Source organism: Ruegeria sp. BF10, from assembly GCF_056538725.1.
Genome location: NZ_JBQFTR010000005.1, coordinates 67305 through 93292 on the forward strand (window position 1 = coordinate 67305; position 25988 = coordinate 93292).

Consider the following 25988-nt stretch of genomic DNA (forward strand, 5'->3'; position numbering starts at 1 on the left):
CATGCCCGCGAGGCCGACAACCGAAGAAGGATCGCCAGCCGTGACCATCGAAGCGCCGGAAACCAAGATCGTTGAAACCGCCCGTGTCGCCTGTGACGGCGGCGAAGGCGCATTGGGCCATCCGCGCGTCTGGCTGCAAATCCCCGAGGATACAGGCTGGGTCGAGTGCCCGTATTGCGACTGCAAATATGTGCTGAAAGGCACCGAACAGGGCTGATTGCCCGACCAACCGGGTTTCGCCCAAATCTTGCCCCGGTTTTCATGATAGTGCTTTGGAGCTACCAAAGCAGGGATACGTGATGACCGGAATTTCGACCACTGACAATGTTAACCCGGTTTTCGGATGGGTTGGGTTCGGCATCGCGTCTTTGGCGTTGATTGCCGCGTTGTTCGTATTCTGGGCGGGGCCTTTTGCACCTCAGCAGACTGCGGGTGTGTCGCTGGGTGAACTGGCAGCCGAGATCGGCAAATCGACCCTGAGGGCCGCCGCGGGGATGGAACAACCCGAGCCCGTTGCCCGCGCCCGCGATCTGGATGATTTCCTGCGGATCGGTGTTGCCATGCTGGGCGGGCTTGCGATCGTCATCTCGGCCGTTGGCATCCTGCGTCACGAAAAGCGGCGCCCTGCCATCGCCGGAATGGTTATCGGTACGGGGGCAATCCTTTTCCAGTTCTTTGCCTTTGCGTTTTTTGCGTTGCTTGGGGTGTTGGTGATCATGGCTTTGCTGAACAGTTTCTCTGACGTCTTTTCGGGGCTGTTTGGCGGTTAGGCTGCGTTCTTGGCTGGTCACCCGCGCGACCCTGTGGCAGAACCATCCCTGACCGATAGGGAGCGCGCGCATGAGCAAATTCGGAAAAGGGTGTCACCTGCATCTGATCGACGGATCGGCCTTTATTTTCAGGGCCTATCACGCGCTGCCACCGCTGACCCGCAAGTCGGATGGTTTGCCGATTGGGGCGGTGTCCGGGTTCTGCAACATGCTTCAGAAATATGTCGAAGGGAACGCGGGGCCGGATGCACCGACCCATGTGGCGGTGATTTTCGACAAGGGGTCGCACACATTCCGGAATGATCTGTACGACCTGTACAAGGCCAACCGCGAAGCGATGCCCGAGGATCTGCGCCCGCAAATTCCACTGACCCGCGAGGCGACAAAAGCGTTCAACATCGCCTGCAAGGAACTCGAAGGCTATGAGGCCGACGACATCATCGCCACCCTTGCCGTGCAGGCGCGCGAGGCTGGGGGCCGCGTGACCATCGTAAGCTCCGACAAGGATCTGATGCAGTTGGTCGGTGACGGTGTCGAGATGCTGGATGCGATGAAGAACAAGCGTATTGATCGGGATGGGGTGATCGAGAAGTTTGGAGTTGGCCCCGAGCGCGTTGTGGATGTTCAGGCGCTGGCCGGCGATTCCGTCGACAACGTGCCGGGCGCCCCGGGCATCGGGGTCAAGACGGCTGCCCTTCTGATAAACGAATACGGTGATCTGGAAACACTGCTGGACCGGGCCGAGGAAATCAAACAGCCCAAGCGCCGGCAAACCCTGATCGACAAGCGCGATCAGATCGAACTGTCGAAGAAACTGGTGCAGTTGGACGAGAACACACCGCTGGATTTCACGCTGGATGATCTCGAAGTGCGGGAGCCCGACGCAGAGACCCTGCTGAGTTTTCTGGCGGATATGGAGTTTCGCACACTGACCAAACGGATTGCTGACAAGTTGGGCGTCGAAGCACCGGCCATCGCCGATGCACCGGTGCCTGCGGCCAAGGAAGTTGAGGCCGAGACGATCCCGTTTGACTCGGCGAAGTATGAATGTGTCCGTGATGCAGTGGCTCTGCAAAAGTGGATTGATCAGGCCCATGAGCGAGGCTGGGTTGCGGTGGATACCGAAACCACCGGTCTGAATGAAATGATCGCCGATCTGGTCGGTATTTCGCTGTGTGTCGAGGCTGGCGAAGCCTGTTACATCCCGCTGACCCATCGCGATGGTACGGCGGATGATCTGTTCGGCTCAGACGCGCTGGCTGAAGGGCAAATGCCGCTGGATGAGGCGCTGACACTGCTGAAGCCGGTGCTGGAGGACCCCTCGATCCTCAAAATCGGGCAGAACATGAAATACGACGCCAAGATATTCAGGCGTCACGGCATCAATGTGACCCCGATCGATGATACGATGCTGATGTCCTACGCCATGCACGGTGGCGAGCATGGGCACGGGATGGACACCTTGTCCGAGAGATACCTGAGCCACACGCCGATCCCGATCAAACCGCTGCTGGGGTCGGGCAAATCGGCGATCACCTTCGACAAGGTGCCGATCGACGAGGCCACCGCCTATGCCGCCGAGGATGCCGACATCACCCTGCGCTTGTGGAAACTGTTCAAGCCGCAGCTGCACCGGGTGCAGGTGACGACTGTCTACGAGACGCTTGAACGCCCTTTGGTGCCGGTTCTGACGGAAATGGAGATGCACGGCATAAAGGTCGACCGCGATGTGCTGAGCCGCATGTCGAACGCTTTTGCACAGAAAATGGCCGGGTTAGAGGCTGAAATTCACGAGCTGGCCGGCGAAACCTTCAACGTCGGCTCACCCGCGCAGCTGGGCGAGATCCTGTTCGAGAAGATGGGCTTGGAAGGTGGCAAGAAGGGCAAGACCGGCAAGTACTCGACCGGCGCCGATGTGCTGGAAGATCTGGCGACCGAGCATGAATTGCCGCGCCGGGTGCTGGACTGGCGCCAGCTGTCCAAGCTGAAATCGACCTATACCGACGCGCTTCAGACCCATATCAACCCCGACACGGGCCGGGTGCACACGTCTTATGCCATCACCGGGGCGAATACCGGGCGTCTGGCCTCGACCGACCCCAATTTGCAGAACATCCCCGTGCGCACCGAAGAAGGCCGCCGTATCCGCGAGGCCTTTGTCGCCGAGGCGGGCAATGTTCTGGTCAGCCTCGACTACAGCCAGATCGAGCTGCGCATCCTGGCACATATCGCCGACATTCCGACTCTGAAACAGGCCTTTGCCGATGGGCTGGACATTCACGCGATGACGGCATCCGAGATGTTCGACGTGCCGCTGGATGAGATGACGCCGGATATCCGCCGTCAGGCCAAGGCGATCAACTTTGGTGTGATCTATGGCATCTCGGGCTTCGGCCTGGCGCGCAACCTGCGCATCCCGCGGGCCGAGGCACAGGGTTTCATCGACCGCTATTTCGAACGCTTTCCGGGCATTCGCCAGTATATGGATGACACGGTGGCATTTGCCAAAGAGCACGGTTATGTCCAAACCCTGTTCGGGCGCAAGATCCACACGCCCGAGATCAACGCCAAGGGGCCGCATGCAGGATTCTCGCGCCGGGCGGCGATCAACGCGCCGATTCAGGGCACGGCGGCGGATGTGATCCGGCGCGCGATGGTGCGGATGCCGGGTGCGATCAATGGGCTGCCCGCCAAGATGCTGTTGCAGGTCCATGACGAACTGTTGTTCGAAGTCGCCGAGGATTCCGTGGATCAGACCATCGAGATTGCACGCGACGTTATGGAGAACGCACCCGACCCGGCGGTGAAGCTGGACGTGAAACTGACGGTGGATGCGGGCAAAGGCGCCAACTGGGCCGAGGCGCATTAGCAAGCGCCATGCCGCTCATCAGGCCCGGCGGGCCATCTTCGCGGCAGGTCAGGCCTCGGGCCTGACCAACAGCGCGACCAACCGGCGGGTCAGCGGGGCCACGAACAGAACCACCGCGAAGGCCACCGGCCAGCTGACGCTCCAGGCACCCATCCAACTGGCGAGTGTCTCGGGGCCCAGCCCGATCTCTTTGACTGTTGCGATGCAGGTCACGATGCAGGACATCAGCCCTGACAGGATGAAGGCAAACAGGACGGGGGCAAAACGGGCGGGAATCATGTGGCTCTTCCTCTGCTGATTTGCCGGTTCATTTGCAGCATTCGAAATGTGGTTTCCAGTGCGCAGGCGCACAGGCCTATTGCATCCAGTGCAGAGATGCCTCGGTGTGCCGGGTAGAAGGCGCGTATTCGGCGCTGACCCAACCGGTGTAACCAGCATCATCCATTGCCGCGAAAAGCAGCGCGAAATCCGTGGGCCCGCGCCCCGGTTCAGAACGTTCGGGGGCGGCCCCGATCTGGGCGTGGACAACACTGGGGTGAAAACGCTCCCAGACGGCCAGCGCGTCGCCGTGGATCATATGTGCGTGAAAACTGTCATATTGCAGACCGACATTCGGGCGATCCACGCGGCCCAGTACCTCGGCCGCCAGATCATAGTCGTTCAGAAAATAGCCGGGTTGGGACATCGGATTGAGGGGTTCGATCGTGAAAGTCTGCTGCGGTGCGAAATCGGCAGCCCACTGCAAGTTGTGCACGAAGCAGTCCATCGCATCCGTTCCGGCTGCGTATCCGGACATGATATGAATGAAGCCCGGTCGCAGCACCTGAGCGTAGCGCAGAACGCGGCGGATATCAGACTGAAACCGGGACGCACCGCCGGGGATGGCGGCATAACCTGGTGTGCCACCGGTATAATTCGGCGGAGGCGCGTTGATCAGAACCAGTTCGAGCCCGTTGGCCAGCAAGGCCCGCCGGGTTTCTTTTGCTGCAAGTTCATACGGGAACAAGATCTCGACCGCCCGGAACCCGGCGTCTGCCGCTGCCTGAAACCGGTCGAGATACGGAAGTTCGGCAAAGAGCAACGAGATATTCGCGGCGAATTTTGGCATAGGCGGCCCATGGGTTTCAGGTGGCCCGACCTTATCCGCGCGTTGATTTCTGCGAAAGTGACAGAAAACGACAGTTTGTCGAAATTCGACCAGATCGACCCGAGGAAATCGGAAACGTTTCTGGTATCGCGGCGAATCATTTTTCCGGCGCCGTGCCAATAGAAGGTTCGAAACGATGGCGATGAGCCCAGACCCCGTCCGCGGGAACGGCCTTTCTGCGCCGGCGGGACAGTATTCTGCTTTGTCGGGCAACGGATTGGCCGTGGCCTCGATGCTGACATGGGCGGCCGGGTTTCCGGCGGCCGAAGTGCTGTTGCAAACATGGCCGCCCGTTGCCCTGTTGGCCGCGCGACTGGCGCTGGCCGTATTGGTGATGGTACCGGTCTGGGTGATTCTGGACGGACCGCGCCGGGTTGTTTCGGCCCGCTGGGGTCATGCAATGACCGTCGGCGGCCTTGGGATCGGGTCGGGAATGTTCCTTTTGATCGTGGCGCAAAAGCTGACCGACCCGGTGACGGTGGCGCTCATCGTCTCGTGCGCGCCCTTGGTGGCCACATTGCTTGAATTGGCTGCTGGCACACGCCGGTTGAAGTGGAATTTTGCGCTGGGCGTTCTTGTGTCGATTGTCGGCGGGCTGATCGCCACCAGCGCCTTGGCCCCGGCACAGTTGGGTCTGGGCGCGGCCTGTGCGGTTGGATCAACGGTGCTGTTTTGCTGGGCCAGCATGGCAACCGCCCGGGACTTCCCCGAGCTCAGCCAGACCGGGCGCACCACGATCACCTTCGTCGGAGGGCTGGCCATGGCGTCGCTGCTGGTTTTCGGATCGGCGCAGTTTGGCCTGGAAGTGATGCCTGCAACTGCATTCGACGTGCAGCAGGCAGGCATGCTGATGATCTATGCGCTTGTTTCCATGGGCCTCAGCCAGGTCCTTTTCATCACCTCCGTCGGCAAGCTGGGCGTTGCGTTGGCCTCTTTTCACATCAATGTTGCCCCGTTCTACGTGATGCTGATCATGCTGATGCTGGGGGACGAGTGGAACTGGACCCGGGCACTGGGTGCGGGCATTGTTGCAATGGCTGTCGTGCTGGCACAGGATCGCGCGCCCCGGTCAGCTCAGGTCGGCTGAGGGGATCAGGCCAAAGAACTGCCCGCCTGACCAAACACCGAACCAGCCGTCATGATGCGTTCCGATCTCGACGAGGCGGTAGAAGCTTTTGCGGTCTATGCGGGCTTCGAGGTTGTCGCGGATCAATATGTAGGGTGAGGGTTCGTCTGTTTCAGGGTCGATTACAATGCGGATCGGATGGTCAACTCCGGCCACGGCCCTGTCGCCAACATGGGTTGTGAAGGTCAAGGACTGGTCCTTTCCATCCCCGACCCGGTCGAAATCCACAGCAACAAACGGCGCGTCTTCGACAGTGATTCCCACCTTCTCGACCGGCGTGACGAGGTAGTATTTGCCGTCTTCCTTCTTAAGAATTGAGGAAAAAAGCTTCACAAGCTCGAAACGGGTGATGGGTGAGCCTAAATAACTCCATGTGCCATCTTTTGCGATCTTTATGTCCAGATCGCCGCAAAACGGAGGATTCCAGAGGTGAACGGGCGGTAAACCGTTGGTTTTGGCCGCCTGGACCGATGCCGCCAGACCATCTGGCGACGGTTTCACAGGTTTTTGTCCGCTCATTGCTTTTGCCATTTCCTCTCAGCGCGATACACTTCAATCATATTACTCCACGGAAGGGAAAGTCATGACCGAACCTGCCGACCTCGTAGCCGAGATCGAAGCGCTGGAAAACAAGCTGCAAGAGGCCAAGGCCTCGATCACCCGCCGCTTCATCGGGCAGGAGAGGGTCGTGGACCTGACGCTGACCGCGCTTTTGTGTGGCGGCCATGCCCTTCTGATCGGTCTGCCGGGGCTGGGCAAAACGCGTCTGGTCGAGACCCTGTCAACGGTGATGGGCCTGCATGGCAACCGCATTCAGTTCACGCCCGACCTGATGCCCGCCGATATTCTGGGCTCTGAGGTGTTGGATACTGCCGACGATGGTAGCCGCCATTTCCGTTTCATTCCCGGCCCGATCTTCTGTCAGCTGTTGATGGCGGACGAGATCAACCGGGCAAGTCCGCGGACTCAGTCGGCGCTGTTGCAGGCGATGCAGGAACGTACAGTGACCGTAGCGGGCGAGGATCGTTCATTGGGTACGCCCTTCCACGTGCTGGCAACGCAAAACCCGATTGAACAGGAGGGCACCTATCCGCTGCCCGAAGCGCAGCTTGACCGGTTCCTGGTACAGATCGATGTCGAATACCCCGACCGTCAGACCGAGCGGGATATTCTGCTGGCCACGACAGGGGTTGAAGAAGAGGAAGCGCATCAGATTTTCAGCAAGGAAGAGTTGCTGGCCGCGCAGGTCCTGTTGCGTAGGATGCCGGTCGGAGAATCCGTCGTTGAGCTGATCCTTGATCTGGTGCGGGCCTTCCGCCCCGAAGAATCCGGTGTGTCCGAACGGGTTGCCGAAACCGTGGCCTGGGGCCCGGGCCCTCGTGCAGCGCAGGCGCTGATGATGACGGTGCGGGCGCGTGCCATGTTGCAGGGACGTCTGGCGCCAAATGCCGAGGATGTTCTGGACATGGCGCGCCCGGTGCTCAGCCATCGGATGGCACTGAACTTTGCGGCACGGGCGCGTGGCGACAGCCTTGCTGATCTGATCGACTCGACCGCTGTCGGGCTGATCCGGACCGAGGCCGCGGCGTGAATGCCGCGCTGACCCTTCGCGAAAGATCCGAAGCCGAGGCATCACGGCTGCCGCCCCTGTTGGCGCGGGCCGAGCATTTGGCAGGTACCGTTCTGCTGGGCGACCACGGTCGACGGCGGTCCGGCATGGGGGATGATTTCTGGCAATACCGTCCGGCCCAGATCGGCGACAGCCGTCGCATGATCGATCACCGCCGCTCGGCGCGGGGGGATCAGCAGTTTGTACGTGAGCGGGAATGGCAGATCGCGCAATCCGTGATGCTGTGGGTCGATCAGGGGGCTTCAATGCGGTTTGCATCCGACAAGACCCTGCCGACCAAAGCGGATCGCGCCCGGCTGTTGGGGCTGGCGACATCCATCCTTCTGGTGCGCGGTGGTGAACGTGTCGGCCTGACCGGCACCACCTTGCCGCCCCGGCGCGGCAATGCGCAGATCATCCGGCTGGCGCAGGCCTGGTCCGAGGATGATCAAGCGGATTACGCCCCGCCCGAACACCGCGCCATGATCCCTCATGCCCGCGCCGTGTTCATCTCTGATTTTCTGGGCCCCATGGATGAAGTTGAACTGGCCCTGACCAAAGCCGCCGACCGTGGCGTGCGCGGCGTGGTTCTGCAAGTGCTGGATCCGGGTGAGGAGTCGTTTCCCTATCGCGGGCGCACCATCTTCGAAAGCGTCGGAGGGTCCGTCCGACACGAAACGCTCAAGGCTGCTGAGTTGCGGGATCGTTATCTGGAACGCCTCGCACGCCGCAAGGACGCGCTGACGCAGTTATGCCGAGCGACGGGCTGGCAACTGGGCCTGCATCACACGGGCGACAGCGCGCAGGCGGCTCTGTTGTGGCTTTATCGGGCCTTGGACGGGGGAACGCGATGACGGTTCTGGCGGGCATCGGCTTTACCGCGCCCTGGGTGTTGCTGGGTCTTCTGACCCTGCCGATCCTGTGGCTGATCCTGCGCGCTGTTCCGCCCGCACCGATCCGCCGCTTGTTCCCGGCGGTCACGCTGCTGCTGGGCCTGAAGGATGACGAAAGCGTATCTGACCGCACTCCGTGGTGGCTGCTGCTGCTGCGGATGCTGGCGGCGGCTGCGATCATCATCGGGCTGGCAGGGCCGGTTCTGAACCCGTCACGGGATGAAACCGGAACCGGGCCGCTGCTGCTGGTGCTGGATGCCAGTTGGGCCGGTGCCGCGCGCTGGCCGGCGACACTTGACCAAATCGACACCCAGCTGTCCGAAGCCGGGCGCGCGGGCCGCACGGTTGCGATTTTGCGCCTGACAGAGCCGGAAACACCTGTATTTCAGGCTGCGGAAGCGTGGCGCGGGCGTTTGCCGGGGCTGACCCCGAACCCCTGGCAGCCGAATGCGGATCAGATTGCTCAGACCATTGGCGCGTTGAACGCCGTTGACGGCAGGTTTGATACCCATTGGTTCAGTGACCGGCTGGGCTATGCAGACCACGCTGAGCTGGTGTCCAGCCTTCAGGCGCGCGGTGATGTGACGGTCTATCAGGCGGCGTCTCGGCCCGTTGCGATCCGGCCTGCGGCCTATCAGGACGGGCTGATCCAATTGACCGTTCAGCGCGCGGGCCCCGGCCCGGAAGACCGCGTGACGGTATTGGCGCAAGGCCGTGATCCGGCGGGCACGGCCCGGGTGCTGCATTCCGTTGAGCTGACCCTTGAAGCCGGCGAAACCACGGCGCAGGCCGATCTGGCACTGCCGTCGGAATTGCGCGCCCGGATCACGCGGTTTGAAATTCAGGGCCAAAGGTCCGCCGGGGCCGTGACCCTGACCGATGACAGTTTGCGCCGGCGCGAGGTTGCACTGATTGCCGGAACCCTCAACCGTGAAGGGCTGGAGCTGTTGTCGCCTCTGCATTACCTGACACAGGTCCTGAGTCCGACCGCGGATTTTGTGGATGGCGCCCTGCTTGAGGTTTTGCCCGCCAACCCGGATGTGATCGTCCTGTCGGACGTGGCCCAGATGTCTGAACCGGAAAAGGCTGCTTTGATCGAATGGGTCGAACAGGGTGGGCTGCTGCTGCGTTTTGCCGGTCCGCGCATGGCGGCCAGCGATCTGGGCAGGGACACCGAAGACACCCTGTTGCCGGCGCGGCTTCGCAGCGGTGGGCGATCCGTCGGCGGCGCGATGAGCTGGGGCGAAGCCAAGACGCTGGCTCCATTCCCCGAGAACTCTCCTTTTTTCGGCCTGGCTATCCCGGATGACGTGGTTGTCTCGACACAAGTCATGGCCCAACCAGACCCTAACTTGGCGGATCGCGTGATTGCTTCGCTGTCCGACGGCACTCCATTGGTGACGCGCAAGGCACTGGGACTTGGGCAGGTGGTGCTGTTTCACGTCACTGCGGATGCCGAATGGTCCAGCCTGCCCTTGTCAGGCCTGTTCGTCGAGATGCTGGACCGTTTGGCCGTGGCTTCGGCAGCCAAGTCGCGGCAAGAGGCGCAGTTGCAGGGCACCACGTGGGAACCGGTTCAGATCATGGACGGGTTTGGGGCCTTGTCGGATGCCGGAACGCTGGCCGGTGTGGATGGGGTTCAGCTGATCTCGGGCCGGATCGGGCCAGAGCTGCGTCCGGGTCTTTATGAAAGCGGCAAACAGAAGCTGGCATTGAACGTGGTCTCGGAAGAAACCGAGCTGCGCCCGGTGACCTGGCCCGCCAATGTGCCGATCAAGGGGCAGGAAATCAGCACCGAAACCCCGCTTGGTGGCCTGTTGCTCAGCCTCGCACTGATCTTGCTGACGGTTGACGTAATTGCCTCTCTGGCTTTGTCGGGCAGGTTGGGTCTGGCCCGAACGACGGCTGCGGCGCTGGCGGCTTTTCTGCTGGTGCCGGACGTACAGGCGCAGACGCCCGAAGATACCGAGTTCGCCCTGGCGGCAACGCAAGAACTTGTGCTGGCGCATGTGCTGACGGGTGACGCGCAGGTGGACGACATTGCCGAGGCCGGATTGCGGGGCTTGGCACAAACCCTGTTCTTTCGCACCTCTGTCGAACCGGCGGACCCCATCGGCGTTGATCTGGAGCGAGACGAGCTTGCATTCTTTCCGCTGCTTTATTGGCCCATTACACCGAACCAGCCGCAACCTTCGGCTGAGGCGTATATCAAACTGAACGCATATTTGCGCTCGGGTGGGATGATCCTGTTTGACACGCGTGATGCGGATATTGCCGGTTTCGGCGCATCCAGTCCGAATGGCCGCAAGTTGCAGCAACTGGCCGGACCGCTGAATATCCCGGCATTAGAGCCGATACCCCGCGATCACGTCCTGACCAGAACATTCTATTTGCTCCAGGATTTTCCGGGTCGCTATTCCGGCGCAGAAGTTTGGGTCGAAGCTGCGCCCGGGGATGCCGAACAGATCGAGGGGATGCCATTCCGCAACCTCAACGACAATGTGACGCCGGTGGTTATCGGCGGCAATGACTGGGCCGGGGCCTGGGCCGTGGATCGCAACGGGCAGGCCCTGTTGCCTGTCGGTCGTGGCTATGCCGGGGAACGGCAACGCGAACTGGCCAATCGTTTTGGCGTCAATCTGGTGATGCACGTTCTGACCGGGAACTACAAATCCGATCAGGTCCATGTGCCCGCCCTTTTGGACAGGTTGGGACAATGACCGGAACCGTCATATTCGACCCTCTGATCCCGTGGCCGTTTTTGGCTGCTGTGGGGGCGATTGCCGCGGTCGGAGTAGGTCTGGCCTTGTGGCGCGGCTTGTCGGGCTGGGCCCTGCGGGGATTGGCGGCTTTGGTTGTCATCGCGGCACTGTCCGGTCCGGTCTATCAAGTCGAGGACCGCGCGCCGCTGACGGATATCGTTTTGATGATCGAGGATGAAAGCGCCAGCCAGACACTTTCGGACCGGGCCGAACAAACGGCGCAGGCCGCCGAAGATCTGGCCGCCGAGATCGAGGCGCGGGACAATACGGAACTGCGCCGCATTCGGGTCGGCGACGGTGACGGGGATGAGGGCACGCAGGTCATGGCCGCCCTGAATGAAGCCCTGGCCGAAGAACCGCGCGCGCGCATTGCGGGCATTCTGGTGGTATCGGACGGGATCGTGCATGATGCCGATCAGGCCCCGGAATTGCCGGCGCCGATGCATCTGTTGCAAACCGGGCGTGCAGACGACTGGGATCGCAGGCTTATCGTCCGAAACGCGCCGGCCTTTGCCATCATCGGAGAATCAGTGACTTTGACCCTGCGCGTGGAAGACAGCGGTGCAGCCCCCGCGGGTGCCGCGACAGCGCCGCTGGAGATTTCCGTGGATGGTGGCGAGCCGCAGCAGCTGAGTATTCCAATCGGTCGGGACGTCGAACTGCCTGTCGCCCTGCCGCATGGCGGGCGCAACGTGATCCAGTTTTCCGTGCCTCAGGCCGAAGGTGAGTTGACCGACCGCAACAACACCGCGCTGATCCAGATGAACGGCGTTCGGGATCGCCTGCGCGTGTTGCTGGTCTCGGGTGAGCCGCATCCCGGTGGACGCACATGGCGCAACTTGCTGAAATCCGACAGTTCCGTAGACCTCGTGCACTTCACCATCCTGCGTCCGCCCGAGAAACAGGATGGCGTGCCCGTCGACGAGCTTTCACTCATCGCTTTCCCAACGCGTGAACTGTTTCTGGAAAAGATCAACGATTTCGATCTGATCATCTTCGACCGCTACAAGCGGCGCGGCATCCTGCCTGCGATCTATCTGGACAACGTCACCAGTTATATCAACGATGGCGGCGCCGTTCTGATTGCGGCCGGTCGCGATTTCGCCGGAGCTGACAGCATTTTCCGGTCGCCGCTGGCACCGATCCTGCCGGCTCAACCCTCTGCGCGTGTCTTCGAGGAACGCTATGTTCCGAAGGTCAGCGACTTGGGTCAGCGCCATCCGGTGACAACAAATCTTGGCGATTCCGAGGATTGGGGGGCCTGGTTGCGCCAGATCGATGTGAACCATCGCTCGGGCGAGGTTCTGATGACAGGCATTGACGAACGCCCCCTGCTGGTTCTGGACCGAGTTGGAGAAGGGCGTGTCGCGATGCTGGCTTCGGACCACGCCTGGCTGTGGAGCCGTGGCTTTGAAGGCGGCGGCCCACAACTGGAGCTTTTGCGCAGGCTGGCCCATTGGATGATGAAGGAACCCGAGCTTGAGGAAGAGGCGCTGTGGGCCGAAGCCAACGGGCAGTCCATGCGCATCATTCGACAGACTCTTGGGGATGATGTGGGTCCGGTGACTGTGACGCGTCCGAACGGCGAAACGCTGGAAATCACTTTGCAAGAGGTCTCTCCGGGGCGGTTCGAAGCGCAATATTTTGGGCCTGAGATTGGTCTTTACCGTTTGCAGGAAGGCGACCATACAGCCGTGATTGGCCTTGGTCCCGCCGCGCCGAAGGAGTTTGAACGCACCATCGCAACGGGGGATGTTCTTGAACCGGTTCTGGCCGGCATGCGTGGCGGCGTGATCCGTTTGGAAGATGGATTGCCGTCGATCCGCAACGTGCGCGCCGGGCGTCCGGCGGCTGGTCGGGGCTGGATCGGTCTGACCCCGCGCGATGCCTACGAGACACGGGATGTGACCCAGGCGGGTCTGCTGCCACCTTGGCTGGTTTTGCTGTTGGCAGGAGGTTTCCTGTTGGGCGGTTGGCTGCGCGAAGGGCGGCGCTAATCGATCCTGATTGACGCCCTGTCGGACTGACCTTGCGCATCCACCACGACAAGTGAGGTGAAGCCGGTCCCCGGATTGGGGATTTCGAACTCTCGTCGCCGCTGCCCGGTCAGCACCGGTACGCCATCTGCCAGCACGGAAAACGGCCCGACGCCCCCACGCAGTTTGACCGTCAATGGTGCTCCTGACGTCTCTAACACGGCGTTATCTGGCGGGAACAGCAGGTCCGGCGCCGAGGGATCATCCTTGAAAGCTGTCGTGCGGGGGCGAAATCGCTGCAACGGTTGCGGCAATTGGGCCGCGCCGACAAGCAGGGTCGAGGGTGGCGGTGGACGCAGGGGCGTGAGGTCGGGTTTCAACAGGTTGAAAGCCTCGGCCAGAAGCGGCGCGGCAAGATCGCCCCCAAATGCACCGGGAACAGGCGTTCCATCGGCGCGGCCCAGCCAGACCCCGATGACGTGCTGCCCGTCAAAGCCGATGGCCCAGGCATCGCGGTGGCCATAAGACGTGCCGGTCTTGTAGGCAAGCGACCCTGTTGCACCGCCTGCCGGTGGCGCGAGCCCGGCCAGAATGTCCGCAACCTGCCAGGCAGAGGTTTCTGACAGAACGCGCGGGGTGCGCTGGGCGTCTGCCAGAACGTCATGATGCAGGATCGGGCCTGTGCCTCCAGCTGCCAGGGTGGCGTAGACCTGTACCAGATCGTGCAGGCTCAACCCCACGCCGCCCAAAGAAATCGCCAATCCGGGTGTGCCGCCCTTCAGACGCGGTTCCGAGCCGGCCAACCGCAATGCCGTCATCACACGAACGGGCCCCAGCTCATTCGTCAGCCGTACAACGGGGATGTTCAGCGACAATTGCAATGCATCCCGCACCCGGACATCTCCACGGAATGCGCCGTCAAAATTGCGCGGCGCGTACCGACCGAACATGACGGGGCTGTCGCTGATCAGGGTCTCGGGATGGGCCAGCCCCTGATCGAAGGCCAGCCCGTAGACCAGAGGTTTCAGGGTCGATCCGGGCGACCGTACGGCCCGGGTCATATCCACGAACCCCTGACGCGCATCCTGGTACCCGGCAGATCCGACCGATGCCAGAACCTCGCCGCTGCGATGATCGGCCACGATCAGGGCCCCGGAAACGCGCGGTCCGACACGGGTGGCGGCCTGGGCCACCAAGGTTTCCAGCCGGGCCTGCAATCCGGCATCCAGGGTCAGGTCGAAGGCCTGGATTGCGGGTGCTTGCCGCACCACACGGTCAGTCAGATGCGGTGCAAGGCGCGGAAACGGATTCATCCGACCCGGAAGGGTTTCGGTCATGGCCGCGCGCGCCTCAGCACCGGTCAGGACGTTATGGCGTTCAAGCCTGCGCAGCACCCGGTCACGCGCTTCTCGGGCGGCCTGTGGGTTGCGATCCGGACGCCGGGCCTCGGGGGATTGCGGCAATGCGACCAACAGGGCTGTCTGTGCGGGAGTCAGCCGGGCGGCGTCCTTTCCAAACCACGCGCGGGCACCGGCACGGAGCCCTTCCAGATTGCCGCCATAGGGGGCGTGGGTCAGATAAAGGTTCAGGATTTGCTGTTTGCTCAGACGCCGCTCCAACGCCAATGCGACTCTGATCTGGCGAAATTTCCCGCTCCAGCGCCCGGTCGTGCCATCTTCGATCAACCGTGCCACCTGCATGGTCAGGGTGGACCCGCCCGACACGTTACGCCCGTTCCACAGGCTTTGCCCGGCGGCCCGCAGCATCGCGATGAAGTCCACTCCGGCGTGGGTCCAGAACCGTTTATCCTCGTACCGGATCAGCATGGCGATGAAATTCGGATCGACGGCGCTGGGCCGTAGCCTCCAGATGCCATCCTCGACTGGAAATGCACGCAGAAGGTCGCCGTTCCGGTCTCGCATCTCGACCGAAGTTTCAGCCAGAACGGGAGGCAGGGTTGTGGCGTCGACCCAGCGGTCAACACCATCCCGCGCCAGTGCCGTCAGGTAGAGTGCTCCGGCCAGCGCAAACAAAAGCCGCGACCGCCTAGGCATGACAGCCACCCAAGCAGCGGTATGGCGCAAGGCTGATCACTGGATCTCGACCCGTCCGGTCGACGTACGCGCACGGTTCTGCGGGCGGTACATGTCTTCGACCGAGGCCGCAGGATGATGGAACACGCCCGGTGTTACGGCGCGCGCCACATAGGCCAGCGTTACCGTCTCACGACCGGACAAATCAACGGCGGCCAGGAACCTGTCCGAACGGAACTCGGTATGGGTGGCGTCGGACAGGTCCAGCCAGTCGAGTGCCCGCACATCGCCCGAGCGCAGCAGGCTCGGGTTGTCGATCTCGATCCCGGCGGACAGTGGATCGTCCACCATCAACCGCGCACCGCCGCTTTCGAACGGTGTTACTTGCAGTACAGTGACGAACCGGTCACCCACGGCAAAGCTGTTTGCGTCGATCAAATCACCATCCATCGAATAGTACCGGCGTTCGATCGCGTAGCCGGTGCCGCCCGCCTCGGGCGGAACCTCCGGAATACCCGTGATCGTCAAGGTGATGTCCGTCGCCTGAACGTCGGCGGCCGTGATGTTGATCTCATCCGCCTGCCCGGATTGCAGAACCTTCACGAACGGACCGGAAACCGGCGCGCCGTTGACCATCAAGCCCGATCCCGTTGGGTCAGACACAAGCGCGTGCGCCGCCAGCAATGACCACGTGGCCTCCTGCGTGGACAGCGGCGTGCGGCCCGTGCTCACCCGTTGGATCAAAGCATCGCGGTCAATCGCCTCGCTGCCCGCGCCCGTGGCAAGGGTCAACAGACCGGCCGCATCCCGCAGGTGGGTGCCGTAGTCAGCGCGCCAGATGTTCTGTTGCTGGTTCTGTTGCCGATCCAGCATCCGCGCGGCACGGTTGAACATCGCATCCGCGCGGGTCTGGTCGCCGTAAGAGGCCAGGGCTGCGCCCAATTGTGCCGCCGCCAGAGGGGTGTCGAAGGCATCCCCTTTGACATCCGCGTAATAGCGCAGATCGCCCATCGAGGCCGCACCTTCCCGCGCAAGAACCATCAGAGCATAGGCAATGTCCTGACCGCCTTCGTCAAAATCAGGCGCGTAATTGACCCTGTTCCGAAGGTTGTCCATTGCCTGAGCGAAAGCCCGGTCCGGCACGGGATGTCCCTGAGTGCGGGCACGGGACAGGAAGTCGGTCACATAGGCGTCCAGCCAGAAATCCCCGCTGCCTGCGCGCCACAGACCAAAGGCTCCGTTCGCGGCCTGACGGGTCAGGATGCTGCGGATCGAATCGGCAATGCGCTGATCCACCACCGGACCATCCCCCAGCCCCGAGGCTTGCGCAACGGATGACAGGTACAGCAACGGCAGCGCTTTGCTGGTGATCTGTTCGGTGCAGCCATAGGGATAACGGTTCAGCTGATCCAGCAGTCCGGGTGTGTCGAATTTTGCCAACGCTCCGGCGGACAGGATGGCCTTGGCCGAACCCGGCTGGAACCCGTCAAACACGTCCTGTGAAAACAGGAAGCTGCCGCCTGCGCCCAAGGCAAAACGCCGTGTCAGGGCAATCACCGGATCATTGGCCCGCACGGGCATCCGAAGGGTTTGCGACAGGTCGCGCCCATCAGGAGTGGTGATCGAGACGCTGATTTCAGGATCGCCGACGGCGCTGGCCGTGATCGGGATCTCGAAAACCGCCTTGCCGCCGTCCTCCAGCACAAAGCTGGATGGTGCCGCACCCAGCTCTAAACCGTTGGAGGCGCTCAGGCCAAGTGCCATTTCCCCGGGTGTGCCATCCGCATGGACGATCTCAAGACGCATGCGGCTTTGATCGCCTGGGGCAAGGAAGCGCGGAAGGCTGGTGGTGACGACCACAGGGTCGCGGACGATCATTTCAGCTTCGGCCTGGCCGACGGCTTTGTGCGACCATGCGACGGCCATCAGCCGAACGGTTCCGTTGAAAGCGGGAAGGGGAATGTCGATCTCAACCTCACCATCCGCGCCGATCTCGACGGGGCCACTGAACACGGCCATCAGGTCTTGCGTCGGCGGCGGAGACTGGCGACGCATCCCGCTGTCATTGTCGCCGCCCGAGCGCACGGTGCCCATGGCTCCGGTAATGCCGTCGATCAGTCGCCCGTAGACATCCCGCAGATCAACGCCCAGACGGCGCTGCCCGAAATAGTATCCTTGCGGGTCCGGGCTTTCGAACCCGGTGAGGTTCAGAATGCCCACGTCGACGGCGGCCAGCGTCAGCCAGACCGGTTCGTCGTCCACGGCGTTTTCGACCCTGATACGGGCTTTTTGCGTCTGACGTGGTGCGGTGACCTCGGGCACATCGACAGTTACGGAGAGTTTGTGTTCCTCTGGATCGATGCTGGCATGGGCCACGCCCATTGCCCGCGCCGGGTTCTGACCGGCTGCAACATCCATTGGGCGGATCACGGTTGCGGTGACATAAGCCCCGGCGCCCCAATCCTTCGTTACCTCAATGGGGATCAGAGTTTCACCTTCCGGCACTTCCACCATTTGGCGATGGATCAGACGGTTCGAAAGGACTTCGATCTGAGCGACACCGGCCATTCGCGGTACAATCCGCAACTGCGCCGTATCCCCGATGCGATAGCTGTCGCGATCCAATGACATTTCAAGCCGGTCCGGCGTGGTTGACGCATCAGCCGCCTGATACCAGCCCGCATAAAAATCGACGGCGGTTTCGGTATATGTTCCGTCTACGCGTTGCACCACCAGTTCATAGCGCCCCCATTCCACAGGCTGTGTCAGCGTCAGAGGGTCGGAGGAAACGTCTACTTCGCCAGTGGCGACACGGGTGCGGCGCGTTGTCGGTTCCCAATTCCAGTCGCCGTGAAGCTGGTACCATTGATAGCGCGTTTCCATCTTGTTCAGCGTCCAGCGCAGACGCATCGGAATGGGCGTCAGCTCAGGCGAGAGGCCAACGATCTCGAACGCAGCCTCGGTGCTTTCCGGGATGACTTCGTCGAACAGGGGTTTGACACCAATAACAGGGTGCGGCGGCAAGACGGGCGCGGTCAGGCGACGCTCGACCGGGCGGCCCGAGCCATCGGCCAGCCGGGCGATGATTTCGGCCTCGATTGGCTTTCCTTCAGTCTCTAATACAGGGACTTCGACGGCCACTGTTGCTTGCCCCGTTGCGTCTGTGCGCATGTCTCCGAAATATGTGCTCTTGATCGAGGTCTCTGCATCATAGCGACCAAAGCGATAGCCTTCATAGCCCGGAACCGTGTCCGCCGGGCGCGCGATGACCTGCCCGTCGATGCTCAGGTCCGACCCCGGCGCTCCGAACAAATAGCGCGCGTCGATCGAAAGCGGTGGACTGTCGCCGGGGCGCAAAGGTGCGTCGGGCAGGGTCAGGTCAAAATCGATACGTTCGGGCAGGAAATCCTCGACCAGCACGGTCTGACGCGCCAGTGCATCGCCCTTGGGATCGGATTTGATTTCAACCCTCCATGCGCCACGCGGTACGTCTGCGGCCACGGGCAGGGCAAAGACATGGCCCCCGGCAACGCCGCCATCCGAGACCGACCGGCGGTATTCCACCCCGTCCGGGCGATACAGGATCGCAGTCAGAGGCAGGCCCTCGATGGCCAGCGCCTTGCCATCGCGGGACAGGGCAGTGACGTGGATCACTTCGCCGGCCCTGTAGGCACCTCGGTCGGTGGTCAGAAAGACATCGACCGGCCCCGCCGGCGCGCGCCCTTCAACGCCGCGATCCGACAGGTCAAAGGCAGGATCGGTCAGCGAGAGAAAGCTGAAATCGCTATCATCGAGTGCAGCCGTCACCAGAGCAGGCGCACTGGCCCCTTTGCCGCGCGTCAGGCCCGGATCGAACCTAGCATAGCCGGTTTCATCGGTCTGTGCCGATGCGATGACGGCATTGGCCCCTGAGACCAGCGAAACTTCGACACCTTGGCGCGGTACTGCATCGCTTAGCCCGCGCACGGTCACGTGCAGCCCGTCAGTGCCAAGGGCGGTGCTGATCCCCAGATCAGAAAGAACAAACCATTGCGTTGCGCCAGGATCGTCATAGGGATCGGCCCCCGGAACGCGGGCGGTCAATGCATAGATACCAGCAGGTTGATCCGAGATCGCTTCGGCCATGGGAAGACGTGCCGTCATGGTCTGGTTCAACTGGTTGGAAACCTCGGCAGTACCCGTCCAGATGTCCTGGGCAATCTGGTCCGAGAATTCCTCTTCCTGCCATTCGCTGAGCGGGCGGCCGAAAAAACCCTGTTGCACGGCACGCAACAGGTTCCGATCACTGACCCGCCGCAGGGTCAGGTCAAGTTTGGTGACATTGACCGTTTCGACAGGCAAGGCCGCGTCGGCAGATTTCGGAAGGATATAGCTGCGCCCGGGAAACCGAACCGAAGGTGCCCGGTCGCGAACATAATGGGTCAGTTCAATGCTGCGGTTCAGTGCTTCGCCCGAGGCGGCAGGCAAGCCTTCGCGCAATGTCAGGCGATAGCGCTGGCCATGCGCAACCCCATCGACGCAAAGCTGCCTGCCCTCGGCCTGCACGACCAGCCCGTCAGCGTCACGCTGAACGAAGGGATCATAATCGACCCCGGCCTTGACCAGCGATTCCGAGAATTCGATACAAATCCTGGGGGCAGCCGCATCGCTTTCGACCGAGCTGTCGACCACGCGGAAGCCATATTTACCGATGGCGTTGTCCAAGGCGGCCAATACGTCTTCCCGCGGTTGCACCTGCTCGGCCAGTCGAAGAACAGGGATCATGTCGCGCCCGCGCTCAACCTCTTCCAGGGCCTCTGCAAGGGTCATCAGCGCAGCGATCTGGGAGCCGGGACCATCGGCGCGCAGATAGCCATTGATCGCCGCATTCAGCGCGCGGTTGCGCAGGTCGCGCCGCTCGTTCCAACCCGAAGGGTTCATGGCCAGCAGCAGGCGCGCATATTCCACCCAAAGATCCGCGCGGTCGCTTAGCGATACGGCGACGCCGGTCCACTGCATCGCTTGCGTGACACTGCCCGCGTCGCGCGCGGCATCCAGAACGGCTTGCAGATCATACCCTCCTGCCGGGTGCAGGAACCCCAGATCGCGGGCTTGTTTTCTTGCGTGACCCAGATCGTCAGAACTCAGGACGCTGAGTGCTTGCTCGCGCGTTTTTCCCAAGGTTAGGGTCTGTTCAGCGCTTGGCACCTTTTGCGCGGACAATGCGCCTTGATACGCCTCTTGCCGGTTCACGCCACTTTTGGGAAAGCAGGCATCGGACCGGGTGTTGTAGGTGAACGCCGTACATTGCGCGTTTGCCGAGCAGGCCTGAATGCAGGACTTCAGATCGGTGTCGAACAGAGCATCCAGATCCGAGCCATAAAAATCCGTGTCCCGAGAGGTGACATAGCGGAACTCAGGCACCGCGCCCTGCGCCAGAACGGCAGCGGGAAGGATCAGAAGGAAAATTATGTAAGTCATTGAAATAAAAACAAAGCGACGCATAGGTGCCCTCCTATTTGGGCTCAGCCTTGCATGGCGCGCGCCTGTAACGCAACGGCTTAAACAGTTTTTCATTCTCTGTCGCGATGCTGAATTCCGAACGTCCCGGAATCGATCAAAATGAGTCTTGCAAACAAACTGGCACAGGAACGGCGTGCGCGTCTGGCAGCCGAACGAATGCTTGCCTTGAAACAGGCCGAACTATCGGCTGCAAATCGAAAACTGGGCCAACACGCCATGGCGCTGACCCGGCGTATTGGTGAAACTCAGGCCGAAGTTGAAACTGTTCGCGGCGAAAACGAAAAGGTCAAATCCGATCTCACCGTCGCCCATGCCAAGATCGAAATTGCCGAACGCCGCCTTTGGCATTCGATCCAAACCATTCAGGACGGGTTTGCTTTCTTTGACGGCGACAGCAGGCTCATCAGCGCAAACGCTGCATATCTCAGCGTATTTGAAGGGCTGGATGAGGTGGCGCCAGGGATTTCCTACCAGCGCATTCTGCAATTGCTGACCACCGAAGGAATTGTCGATACCGGTGACGAAACTGCCGAGGAATGGCAGACCAGAATGCAGGCACGCTGGAACCGGGCCAATCCACCTCCGATCGTCATGCAGCTGTGGAACGGCCACTACATCCGCCTGATCGACCAGCGTGGCAGCGGCGGTGACGTGGTCAGCCTGGCGCTCAACATCACCGCGTCGGTCCGGCACGAAACAGAACTGAAGGCTGCCCGCGAACGGGCGGAAGCGGCCAACAGGGCCAAATCAGCCTTTCTCGCCAATATGAGCCACGAAATCCGCACGCCGATGAATGGTATCGTGGGTATGGCCGAACTGCTTGGTGAATCTCCGCTGGACGAAGAACAGCGGCTCTATGTCAACACGATCCGCAATTCGGGTGAGGCACTGTTGGTCATCATCAACGACGTGCTTGATTACTCCAAGATCGAGGCGGACAAACTGGTTCTGCACCCTGAACCCTTCGATCTGGAGCGCTGCATTCTTGAAGTCGCGATGCTGTTACAGCCAAGCGTGCGCGACAAGGGGCTCACGTTGCTTGTGGATTACGACCTGTTCCTGCCCACCCTTTTTGTGGGCGATCCCGGCCGAATACGGCAGGTTCTGACCAATCTGGTCGGCAACGCAGTCAAGTTCACCACGGAAGGGCATGTACTGGTCCGTGTGACAGGCGTTCCGCATGCCCAGGCTCAGACATGCGACATCCATGTTGCCATCGAAGATACCGGCATCGGTATCGATGCGGACAAGATCAACCACGTTTTTGGTGAGTTCAATCAGGTCGAAGATGAACGCAATCGCCAATTTGAAGGTACCGGATTGGGTCTTGCCATCAGCAGGCGCCTGATCACCATGATGGGCGGTTCGGTCTGGGTCGAAAGCGAACCGGGTCAGGGGTCCTGTTTCGGGTTCAGGGTGTCGCTGCCCACGGCAGAAGGCCCACAGCCCGAACCTCCGAAACTGGCGGATTGCGTGAAACATGTCATGGTGGTCGAGGATCTGGCCGTAAACCGTGCCATTTTGGCGAAACAACTTGGCCGTTTAGGAGCCGAAGTGACGGTTTGCGCGTCAGGGGCCGAGGCGCTGGCAGAAATGCATGACGCGATTGAACTTGTCCTGTGCGATCATGATCTGCCGGATATGGATGGCTTGGATCTTGCCGTCACCCTCAAAGACCGTGGGTGGGGCGACGCCTCGGTCATCGTGATGTCTGCAAATCCATCCCTGATCCACACGCACCCAGCCCGTGAACTGATCGACGGTGTGTTGCAGAAGCCGATCCCCAGGGCCGAGTTGTATTCCAGGCTCGTGGCTCTCAAGGACACTCCGCCGCCGGAACGTCGCTCGACGCAGCGAAATTCCGCCCCTGACAACAAAGAAACCAAAGTCTTGGAAACAAGGCGCATGAAAGTACTTGCGGCCGAGGACAATCTTACCAACCAGCTGATCCTGAAAAAGATGGTCAAAGACCTGCATATAGACCTGCGATTTGCGTCCAATGGAATTGAAGCCGTTGAGATCTTTCAGGAGTTTGACCCGGACTTGATCTTCATGGATATTTCCATGCCAAAAATGGACGGCAAACAGGCCACTGCTGAAATCCGCAGGCTTGAGGTCGAAACAGGGCGTCATGTCCCGATCGTGGCCTTGACGGCTCATGCAATGGCCGGTGACGATCAGGGTATCCTGTCCGCGGGGTTGGATCACTACATGACGAAACCGCTGCGCAAAAACCATATTCATCAAATGATCCGGCAACACCAACCGGATGGCGTAAGCGAAGTCATGGACAATCACCTCGCCCAAGAACATGCACCCATGTGTGACCACAACCAGGATCCCGCTTCATCTGGCTGAAAATATCCCTGGGAGCGCGAGGGGCTGGCCCCTCGCTCGGACCCACGGCCCGAAACCGTGGAAGGAAACATCAATCAGGCTGTCAGCGTCTCAGGCCGAATAAGGTCGAACAAAGACAGGTTTGTCCTTTTCCGACAGGTCAGCACGATACGCGTATCCGCCCGTATCGAAATCCAGCAGGGCATCGGGGTCGGTCAGGCGGTGCTGAATGACATATCGCGCCATTGCGCCACGCGCCTTTTTGGCAAAGAAACTCACGATTTTCGGAGTGCCGTTTTTGTCTTCCATGAAAACCGGCGAGATGACGCGCAATTTCAGAGCGTTCGGGTCCACGGCGCCGAAATACTCCTGACTGGCGCAGTTGATCAGAACGTCGCTGCCGATCACGTTGCCTTGTGCGTTCAGAGCTTTGCTCAGCTGGTCGCGCCAATACTCATACAGGTTCTTGCCGCGCCGTGTTTTCAGCTTGCTGCCCATCTCCAGCCTGTAGGGCTGTATCGCATCGAGTGGCCGCAAGACACCATAGAGACCTGAGAGGATGCGCAGATGATCCTGCGCCCATGCCAGTTCGTCAGGGTCGAGCGAAGCTGCTTCCAGACCCTGATAGGTGTCTCCTGCAAAGGCCAGCGCGGCCGGGCGCGTCGCATCGGCGTCTGGCATGTCGGAAAAAGCACGATAACGATCGCGATTCAGTCGCGCCAGATCATCGCTCAGATCCATCAGCTTCTTCAGATCGCCAAGGGTCAGATTGCGTGCGGTTTTGGACAGTCTGATCGCATCATCCTGAAAATCCGGCTGTGTGACTTGAACGTCCCGCTCTGCCCAGTCCAGCCGCTTGGCCGGAGAAATCACTACCAGCATACCTGCCCTCTTTTTTTTGCCTGCTCTGACGTATCTAGCCCGCCCCACGCAACACGTCCAGAAAGGCAGTGCCAAACCTTTCGTGACGCCGGTCGCCCAGCACCTGTTCAAGTCCACGCAGGTCGTCAGGGCGCATCTGCGCCACCTTTGCCAGCTGCGAGGCCGAGCAGGTCAGGGGTTTGTCTATCCCGTCGGGGCCGCGGGACAATTGAGATTGTACTTCCAGCAAGCGGTCATAGATGTCGCCCTGATCGCGACCGGCCAGCTTGCGGCGCGCCGGGTGCAACGCCTGGACCTCGCCCGCGATCACTTCAAGGAAGGTGTCGCCATAGCGCTCCAGCTTCTTGGCGCCGACGCCACCGATCCGGGCCATCTCGTCCAGCGTCATGGGGCGCTTTTCCGCCATTTCGATCAGGGTGCGATCCGGGAAAATGACATAGGCCGGGACCCGGGCGGATTCTGCCAAAGCGCGTCTTTTGGCCTTGAGAGCCGACAGCAAGGGCGCATCTTCATCGGACACCATGGCTTTCACGGCGGGGCGACGGGTTGCCTTGCGCAGGGCGTCCTTGCGCAGGTTGATCTTTGCCTCGCCCTTGAGAATTGGTTTGGCGGCCTCGGTCATCCGCAAGGCCCCGTGGCGTTCGGGGTCGGGGCGCACCAGATCGTGCCCCATCATCTGGCGGAATATCGCCTGCCATTGCGCGCGCGACCAGTCCTTGCCGATGCCCCAGGTGGACAGACCATCATGACGGCGCGCGCGGATCTTGTCTGTCTCGTTCCCCAGAAGAATGTCGATCAGGTGACCGCTGCCAAACCACTCATCGGTACGAAGAATCGCGGACAAGGCCATTCGGACGGGTGTTGTGCCATCAAACACTTCGGGCGGTGTATCGCACAGGTCGCATTTGCCACAGGGTGCCGCCTGTTCTCCGAAATAGCCCAGCAGGGTCTGGCGGCGGCATTCCAGCGCCTCGGCCAGCCCCAGTAGAGAATTCAACCGGGCATGATCCGCCATGCGGCGCTCGGGCGGAGCAAGACCTTCGTCAATCTGAGAGCGGCGCAGGCGGATATCGTCGGGGCCGAACAGGGTCAGGGTCTCGGCCGGCCCGCCGTCGCGGCCGGCGCGACCGATTTCCTGGTAATAGGCCTCGATGGATTTCGGCAGGTCCGCATGGGCGACCCAGCGGATGTCGGGCTTGTCGATGCCCATGCCAAAAGCCACGGTGGCAACCACGATCAGCCCGTCCTCGCGCGCGAAGCGGGTTTCGACGATGCGGCGGTCCTCGGCCTCCATCCCGCCGTGATAGTGGCAGGCGCTATGGCCCTGTTCGCGCAGCGCCTGCGCCAGCACTTCGGTCTTGTTGCGGGTGCCGCAATAGATGATGCCCGACTGGCCTCGGCGGGCGTCGGCGAAATCCAGGATCTGCCTGCGCGGGCTGTCCTTGGCGGCAAAGGCCAGGTGGATGTTCGGCCGGTCGAACCCGCGCAGGAACTTGCGTGGGGGCGTGCCGTCGAACAGTTTCTCGACGATCTCGTCCTGGGTTTCGGCATCCGCCGTGGCGGTGAAGGCGGCCAGGGGAACGTTCAGCGCGCGCCGCAGCTCTCCGATCCGCAGATAGTCGGGGCGGAAATCATGGCCCCATTGGCTGACGCAATGGGCCTCGTCCACCGCGATCAGGCTGACATTGATCCGCCGCAACATGCCCAGCGCCGAGCCCGCCGCCAGCCGTTCGGGCGCCATGTAAAGCAGTTTCAGCCGCCCGGCCTCAAGCGCCTCCCACACGGCGTCGGTTTCCTCGGGGGTGTTGCCCGAGGTCAGCGCACCGGCCTCGACCCCGGCCTCCTGCAACCCGCGCACCTGGTCGCGCATCAGCGCGATCAGCGGCGAGATCACCACCGTCACCCCGTCACGCAGCAGGGCAGGAAGTTGAAAACACAGGGATTTACCGCCACCCGTGGGCATGATCGCCAGCACGTTCTGGCTGGCGGTTACGGCATCGACGATCTCTTCCTGCCCGGGGCGGAATTCATCGAATCCAAAGACATCTCGCAGCAAAGGCGCGGCGTCGAACATGTGCGGGG

At 61.5% G+C, this 25988-nt stretch carries 16 protein-coding genes; 9 read left to right on the plus strand and 7 right to left on the minus strand.

Going from position 1 to position 25988, the window contains the following annotated elements:
* The first annotated feature begins 40 nt into the window (after nucleotides 1-40).
* The 3 genes from ACR0DJ_RS17185 (at nucleotide 41) to polA (ending at nucleotide 3639) form a co-directional block, all read left to right on the plus strand.
* Nucleotides 41-217 (plus strand): zinc-finger domain-containing protein, encoded by a 177-nt coding sequence (locus ACR0DJ_RS17185; RefSeq protein WP_170346779.1) that lies wholly within the window; start codon nucleotides 41-43, stop codon nucleotides 215-217.
* Between the two features lie 82 nt (nucleotides 218-299).
* Entirely contained in the window at nucleotides 300-770 is a 471-nt protein-coding gene (locus ACR0DJ_RS17190; RefSeq protein WP_480685796.1) for a hypothetical protein, read from the plus strand.
* A 70-nt stretch (nucleotides 771-840) separates the two neighbouring features.
* Nucleotides 841-3639 (plus strand): DNA polymerase I, encoded by a 2799-nt coding sequence (gene polA, locus ACR0DJ_RS17195; RefSeq protein ID WP_480685797.1) that lies wholly within the window; start codon nucleotides 841-843, stop codon nucleotides 3637-3639.
* Nucleotides 3640-3687: 48 nt separating this feature from the next.
* Here polA and ACR0DJ_RS17200 read toward each other — a convergent pair whose 3' ends face one another.
* Entirely contained in the window at nucleotides 3688-3918 is a 231-nt protein-coding gene (locus ACR0DJ_RS17200; protein WP_170346776.1) for a DUF2798 domain-containing protein, read from the minus strand.
* A 76-nt stretch (nucleotides 3919-3994) separates the two neighbouring features.
* Entirely contained in the window at nucleotides 3995-4747 is a 753-nt protein-coding gene (locus tag ACR0DJ_RS17205; protein WP_480685799.1) for a hydroxypyruvate isomerase family protein, read from the minus strand.
* A gap of 181 nt (nucleotides 4748-4928) precedes the next feature.
* Here ACR0DJ_RS17205 and ACR0DJ_RS17210 point away from each other — a divergent pair, with 181 nt between their 5' ends.
* Nucleotides 4929-5873 carry a DMT family transporter gene (locus ACR0DJ_RS17210; RefSeq protein ID WP_480686304.1) on the plus strand — a complete coding sequence of 315 codons (945 nt, stop codon included), beginning with the start codon at nucleotides 4929-4931 and terminating at the stop codon, nucleotides 5871-5873.
* Here ACR0DJ_RS17210 and ACR0DJ_RS17215 read toward each other — a convergent pair.
* A complete protein-coding gene (locus ACR0DJ_RS17215) occupies nucleotides 5856-6431 on the minus strand; it encodes a DUF1285 domain-containing protein (RefSeq protein WP_480685802.1) in 576 nt (191 codons plus the stop codon). The genes ACR0DJ_RS17210 and ACR0DJ_RS17215 overlap by 18 nt on opposite strands.
* A gap of 64 nt (nucleotides 6432-6495) precedes the next feature.
* On the opposite strand from ACR0DJ_RS17215, the gene ACR0DJ_RS17220 reads away from it, so the two are divergent.
* Genes ACR0DJ_RS17220 through ACR0DJ_RS17235 form a run of 4 tightly spaced genes read left to right on the plus strand, consistent with a single transcriptional unit; the run spans nucleotide 6496 to nucleotide 13173 of the window.
* On the plus strand, nucleotides 6496-7503 hold the full coding sequence (locus tag ACR0DJ_RS17220; RefSeq protein WP_425079929.1) for an AAA family ATPase: 1008 nt from the start codon (nucleotides 6496-6498) through the stop codon (nucleotides 7501-7503).
* Complete coding sequence (locus tag ACR0DJ_RS17225; RefSeq protein WP_170346772.1) at nucleotides 7500-8375, plus strand: DUF58 domain-containing protein; 876 nt, start codon at nucleotides 7500-7502, stop codon at nucleotides 8373-8375. The genes ACR0DJ_RS17220 and ACR0DJ_RS17225 overlap by 4 nt, the downstream gene beginning before the upstream one ends.
* Nucleotides 8372-11134, plus strand: coding sequence for a DUF4159 domain-containing protein (locus ACR0DJ_RS17230; RefSeq protein WP_480685803.1), 2763 nt, complete (start codon nucleotides 8372-8374; stop codon nucleotides 11132-11134). The genes ACR0DJ_RS17225 and ACR0DJ_RS17230 overlap by 4 nt, the downstream gene beginning before the upstream one ends.
* On the plus strand, nucleotides 11131-13173 hold the full coding sequence (locus tag ACR0DJ_RS17235; protein ID WP_480685804.1) for a hypothetical protein: 2043 nt from the start codon (nucleotides 11131-11133) through the stop codon (nucleotides 13171-13173). Before ACR0DJ_RS17230 ends, ACR0DJ_RS17235 begins: the two co-directional genes overlap by 4 nt.
* Here ACR0DJ_RS17235 and pbpC read toward each other — a convergent pair.
* Both pbpC and ACR0DJ_RS17245 read right to left on the minus strand, forming a co-directional pair.
* Nucleotides 13170-15206 (minus strand): penicillin-binding protein 1C, encoded by a 2037-nt coding sequence (gene pbpC / locus ACR0DJ_RS17240; protein WP_480685805.1) that lies wholly within the window; start codon nucleotides 15204-15206, stop codon nucleotides 13170-13172. The two genes, ACR0DJ_RS17235 and pbpC, sit on opposite strands and share 4 nt — an antisense overlap.
* Before the next feature lie 36 nt (nucleotides 15207-15242).
* Nucleotides 15243-20669, minus strand: a complete 5427-nt coding sequence (locus ACR0DJ_RS17245) for an alpha-2-macroglobulin family protein (protein ID WP_480685807.1) — start codon at nucleotides 20667-20669, stop codon at nucleotides 15243-15245.
* Between the two features lie 117 nt (nucleotides 20670-20786).
* On the opposite strand from ACR0DJ_RS17245, the gene ACR0DJ_RS17250 reads away from it, so the two are divergent.
* Nucleotides 20787-23045 (plus strand): response regulator, encoded by a 2259-nt coding sequence (locus ACR0DJ_RS17250; RefSeq protein ID WP_480685809.1) that lies wholly within the window; start codon nucleotides 20787-20789, stop codon nucleotides 23043-23045.
* 90 nt (nucleotides 23046-23135) lie between these two features.
* Here ACR0DJ_RS17250 and yaaA read toward each other — a convergent pair whose 3' ends face one another.
* Nucleotides 23136-23906, minus strand: a complete 771-nt coding sequence (yaaA, locus tag ACR0DJ_RS17255) for a peroxide stress protein YaaA (protein WP_170346766.1) — start codon at nucleotides 23904-23906, stop codon at nucleotides 23136-23138.
* A gap of 34 nt (nucleotides 23907-23940) precedes the next feature.
* Nucleotides 23941-25980, minus strand: coding sequence for a DNA helicase RecQ (gene recQ, locus ACR0DJ_RS17260; RefSeq protein ID WP_480685811.1), 2040 nt, complete (start codon nucleotides 25978-25980; stop codon nucleotides 23941-23943).
* Between the last annotated feature and the right edge of the window lie 8 nt (nucleotides 25981-25988).

Coding starts and splice junctions, on each gene's coding strand:
- ACR0DJ_RS17190 (WP_480685796.1), top strand. CDS start 300: ATGACCGGAATTTCGACCACTGACAATGTTAACCCGGTTTTCGGATGG.
- polA (WP_480685797.1), top strand. CDS start 841: ATGAGCAAATTCGGAAAAGGGTGTCACCTGCATCTGATCGACGGATCG.
- ACR0DJ_RS17200 (WP_170346776.1), bottom strand. CDS start 3,918: ATGATTCCCGCCCGTTTTGCCCCCGTCCTGTTTGCCTTCATCCTGTCA.
- ACR0DJ_RS17205 (WP_480685799.1), bottom strand. CDS start 4,747: ATGCCAAAATTCGCCGCGAATATCTCGTTGCTCTTTGCCGAACTTCCG.
- ACR0DJ_RS17210 (WP_480686304.1), top strand. CDS start 4,929: ATGAGCCCAGACCCCGTCCGCGGGAACGGCCTTTCTGCGCCGGCGGGA.
- ACR0DJ_RS17215 (WP_480685802.1), bottom strand. CDS start 6,431: ATGAGCGGACAAAAACCTGTGAAACCGTCGCCAGATGGTCTGGCGGCA.
- ACR0DJ_RS17220 (WP_425079929.1), top strand. CDS start 6,496: ATGACCGAACCTGCCGACCTCGTAGCCGAGATCGAAGCGCTGGAAAAC.
- ACR0DJ_RS17230 (WP_480685803.1), top strand. CDS start 8,372: ATGACGGTTCTGGCGGGCATCGGCTTTACCGCGCCCTGGGTGTTGCTG.
- ACR0DJ_RS17235 (WP_480685804.1), top strand. CDS start 11,131: ATGACCGGAACCGTCATATTCGACCCTCTGATCCCGTGGCCGTTTTTG.
- pbpC (WP_480685805.1), bottom strand. CDS start 15,206: ATGCCTAGGCGGTCGCGGCTTTTGTTTGCGCTGGCCGGAGCACTCTAC.
- ACR0DJ_RS17245 (WP_480685807.1), bottom strand. CDS start 20,669: ATGCGTCGCTTTGTTTTTATTTCAATGACTTACATAATTTTCCTTCTG.
- ACR0DJ_RS17250 (WP_480685809.1), top strand. CDS start 20,787: ATGAGTCTTGCAAACAAACTGGCACAGGAACGGCGTGCGCGTCTGGCA.
- yaaA (WP_170346766.1), bottom strand. CDS start 23,906: ATGCTGGTAGTGATTTCTCCGGCCAAGCGGCTGGACTGGGCAGAGCGG.
- recQ (WP_480685811.1), bottom strand. CDS start 25,980: ATGTTCGACGCCGCGCCTTTGCTGCGAGATGTCTTTGGATTCGATGAA.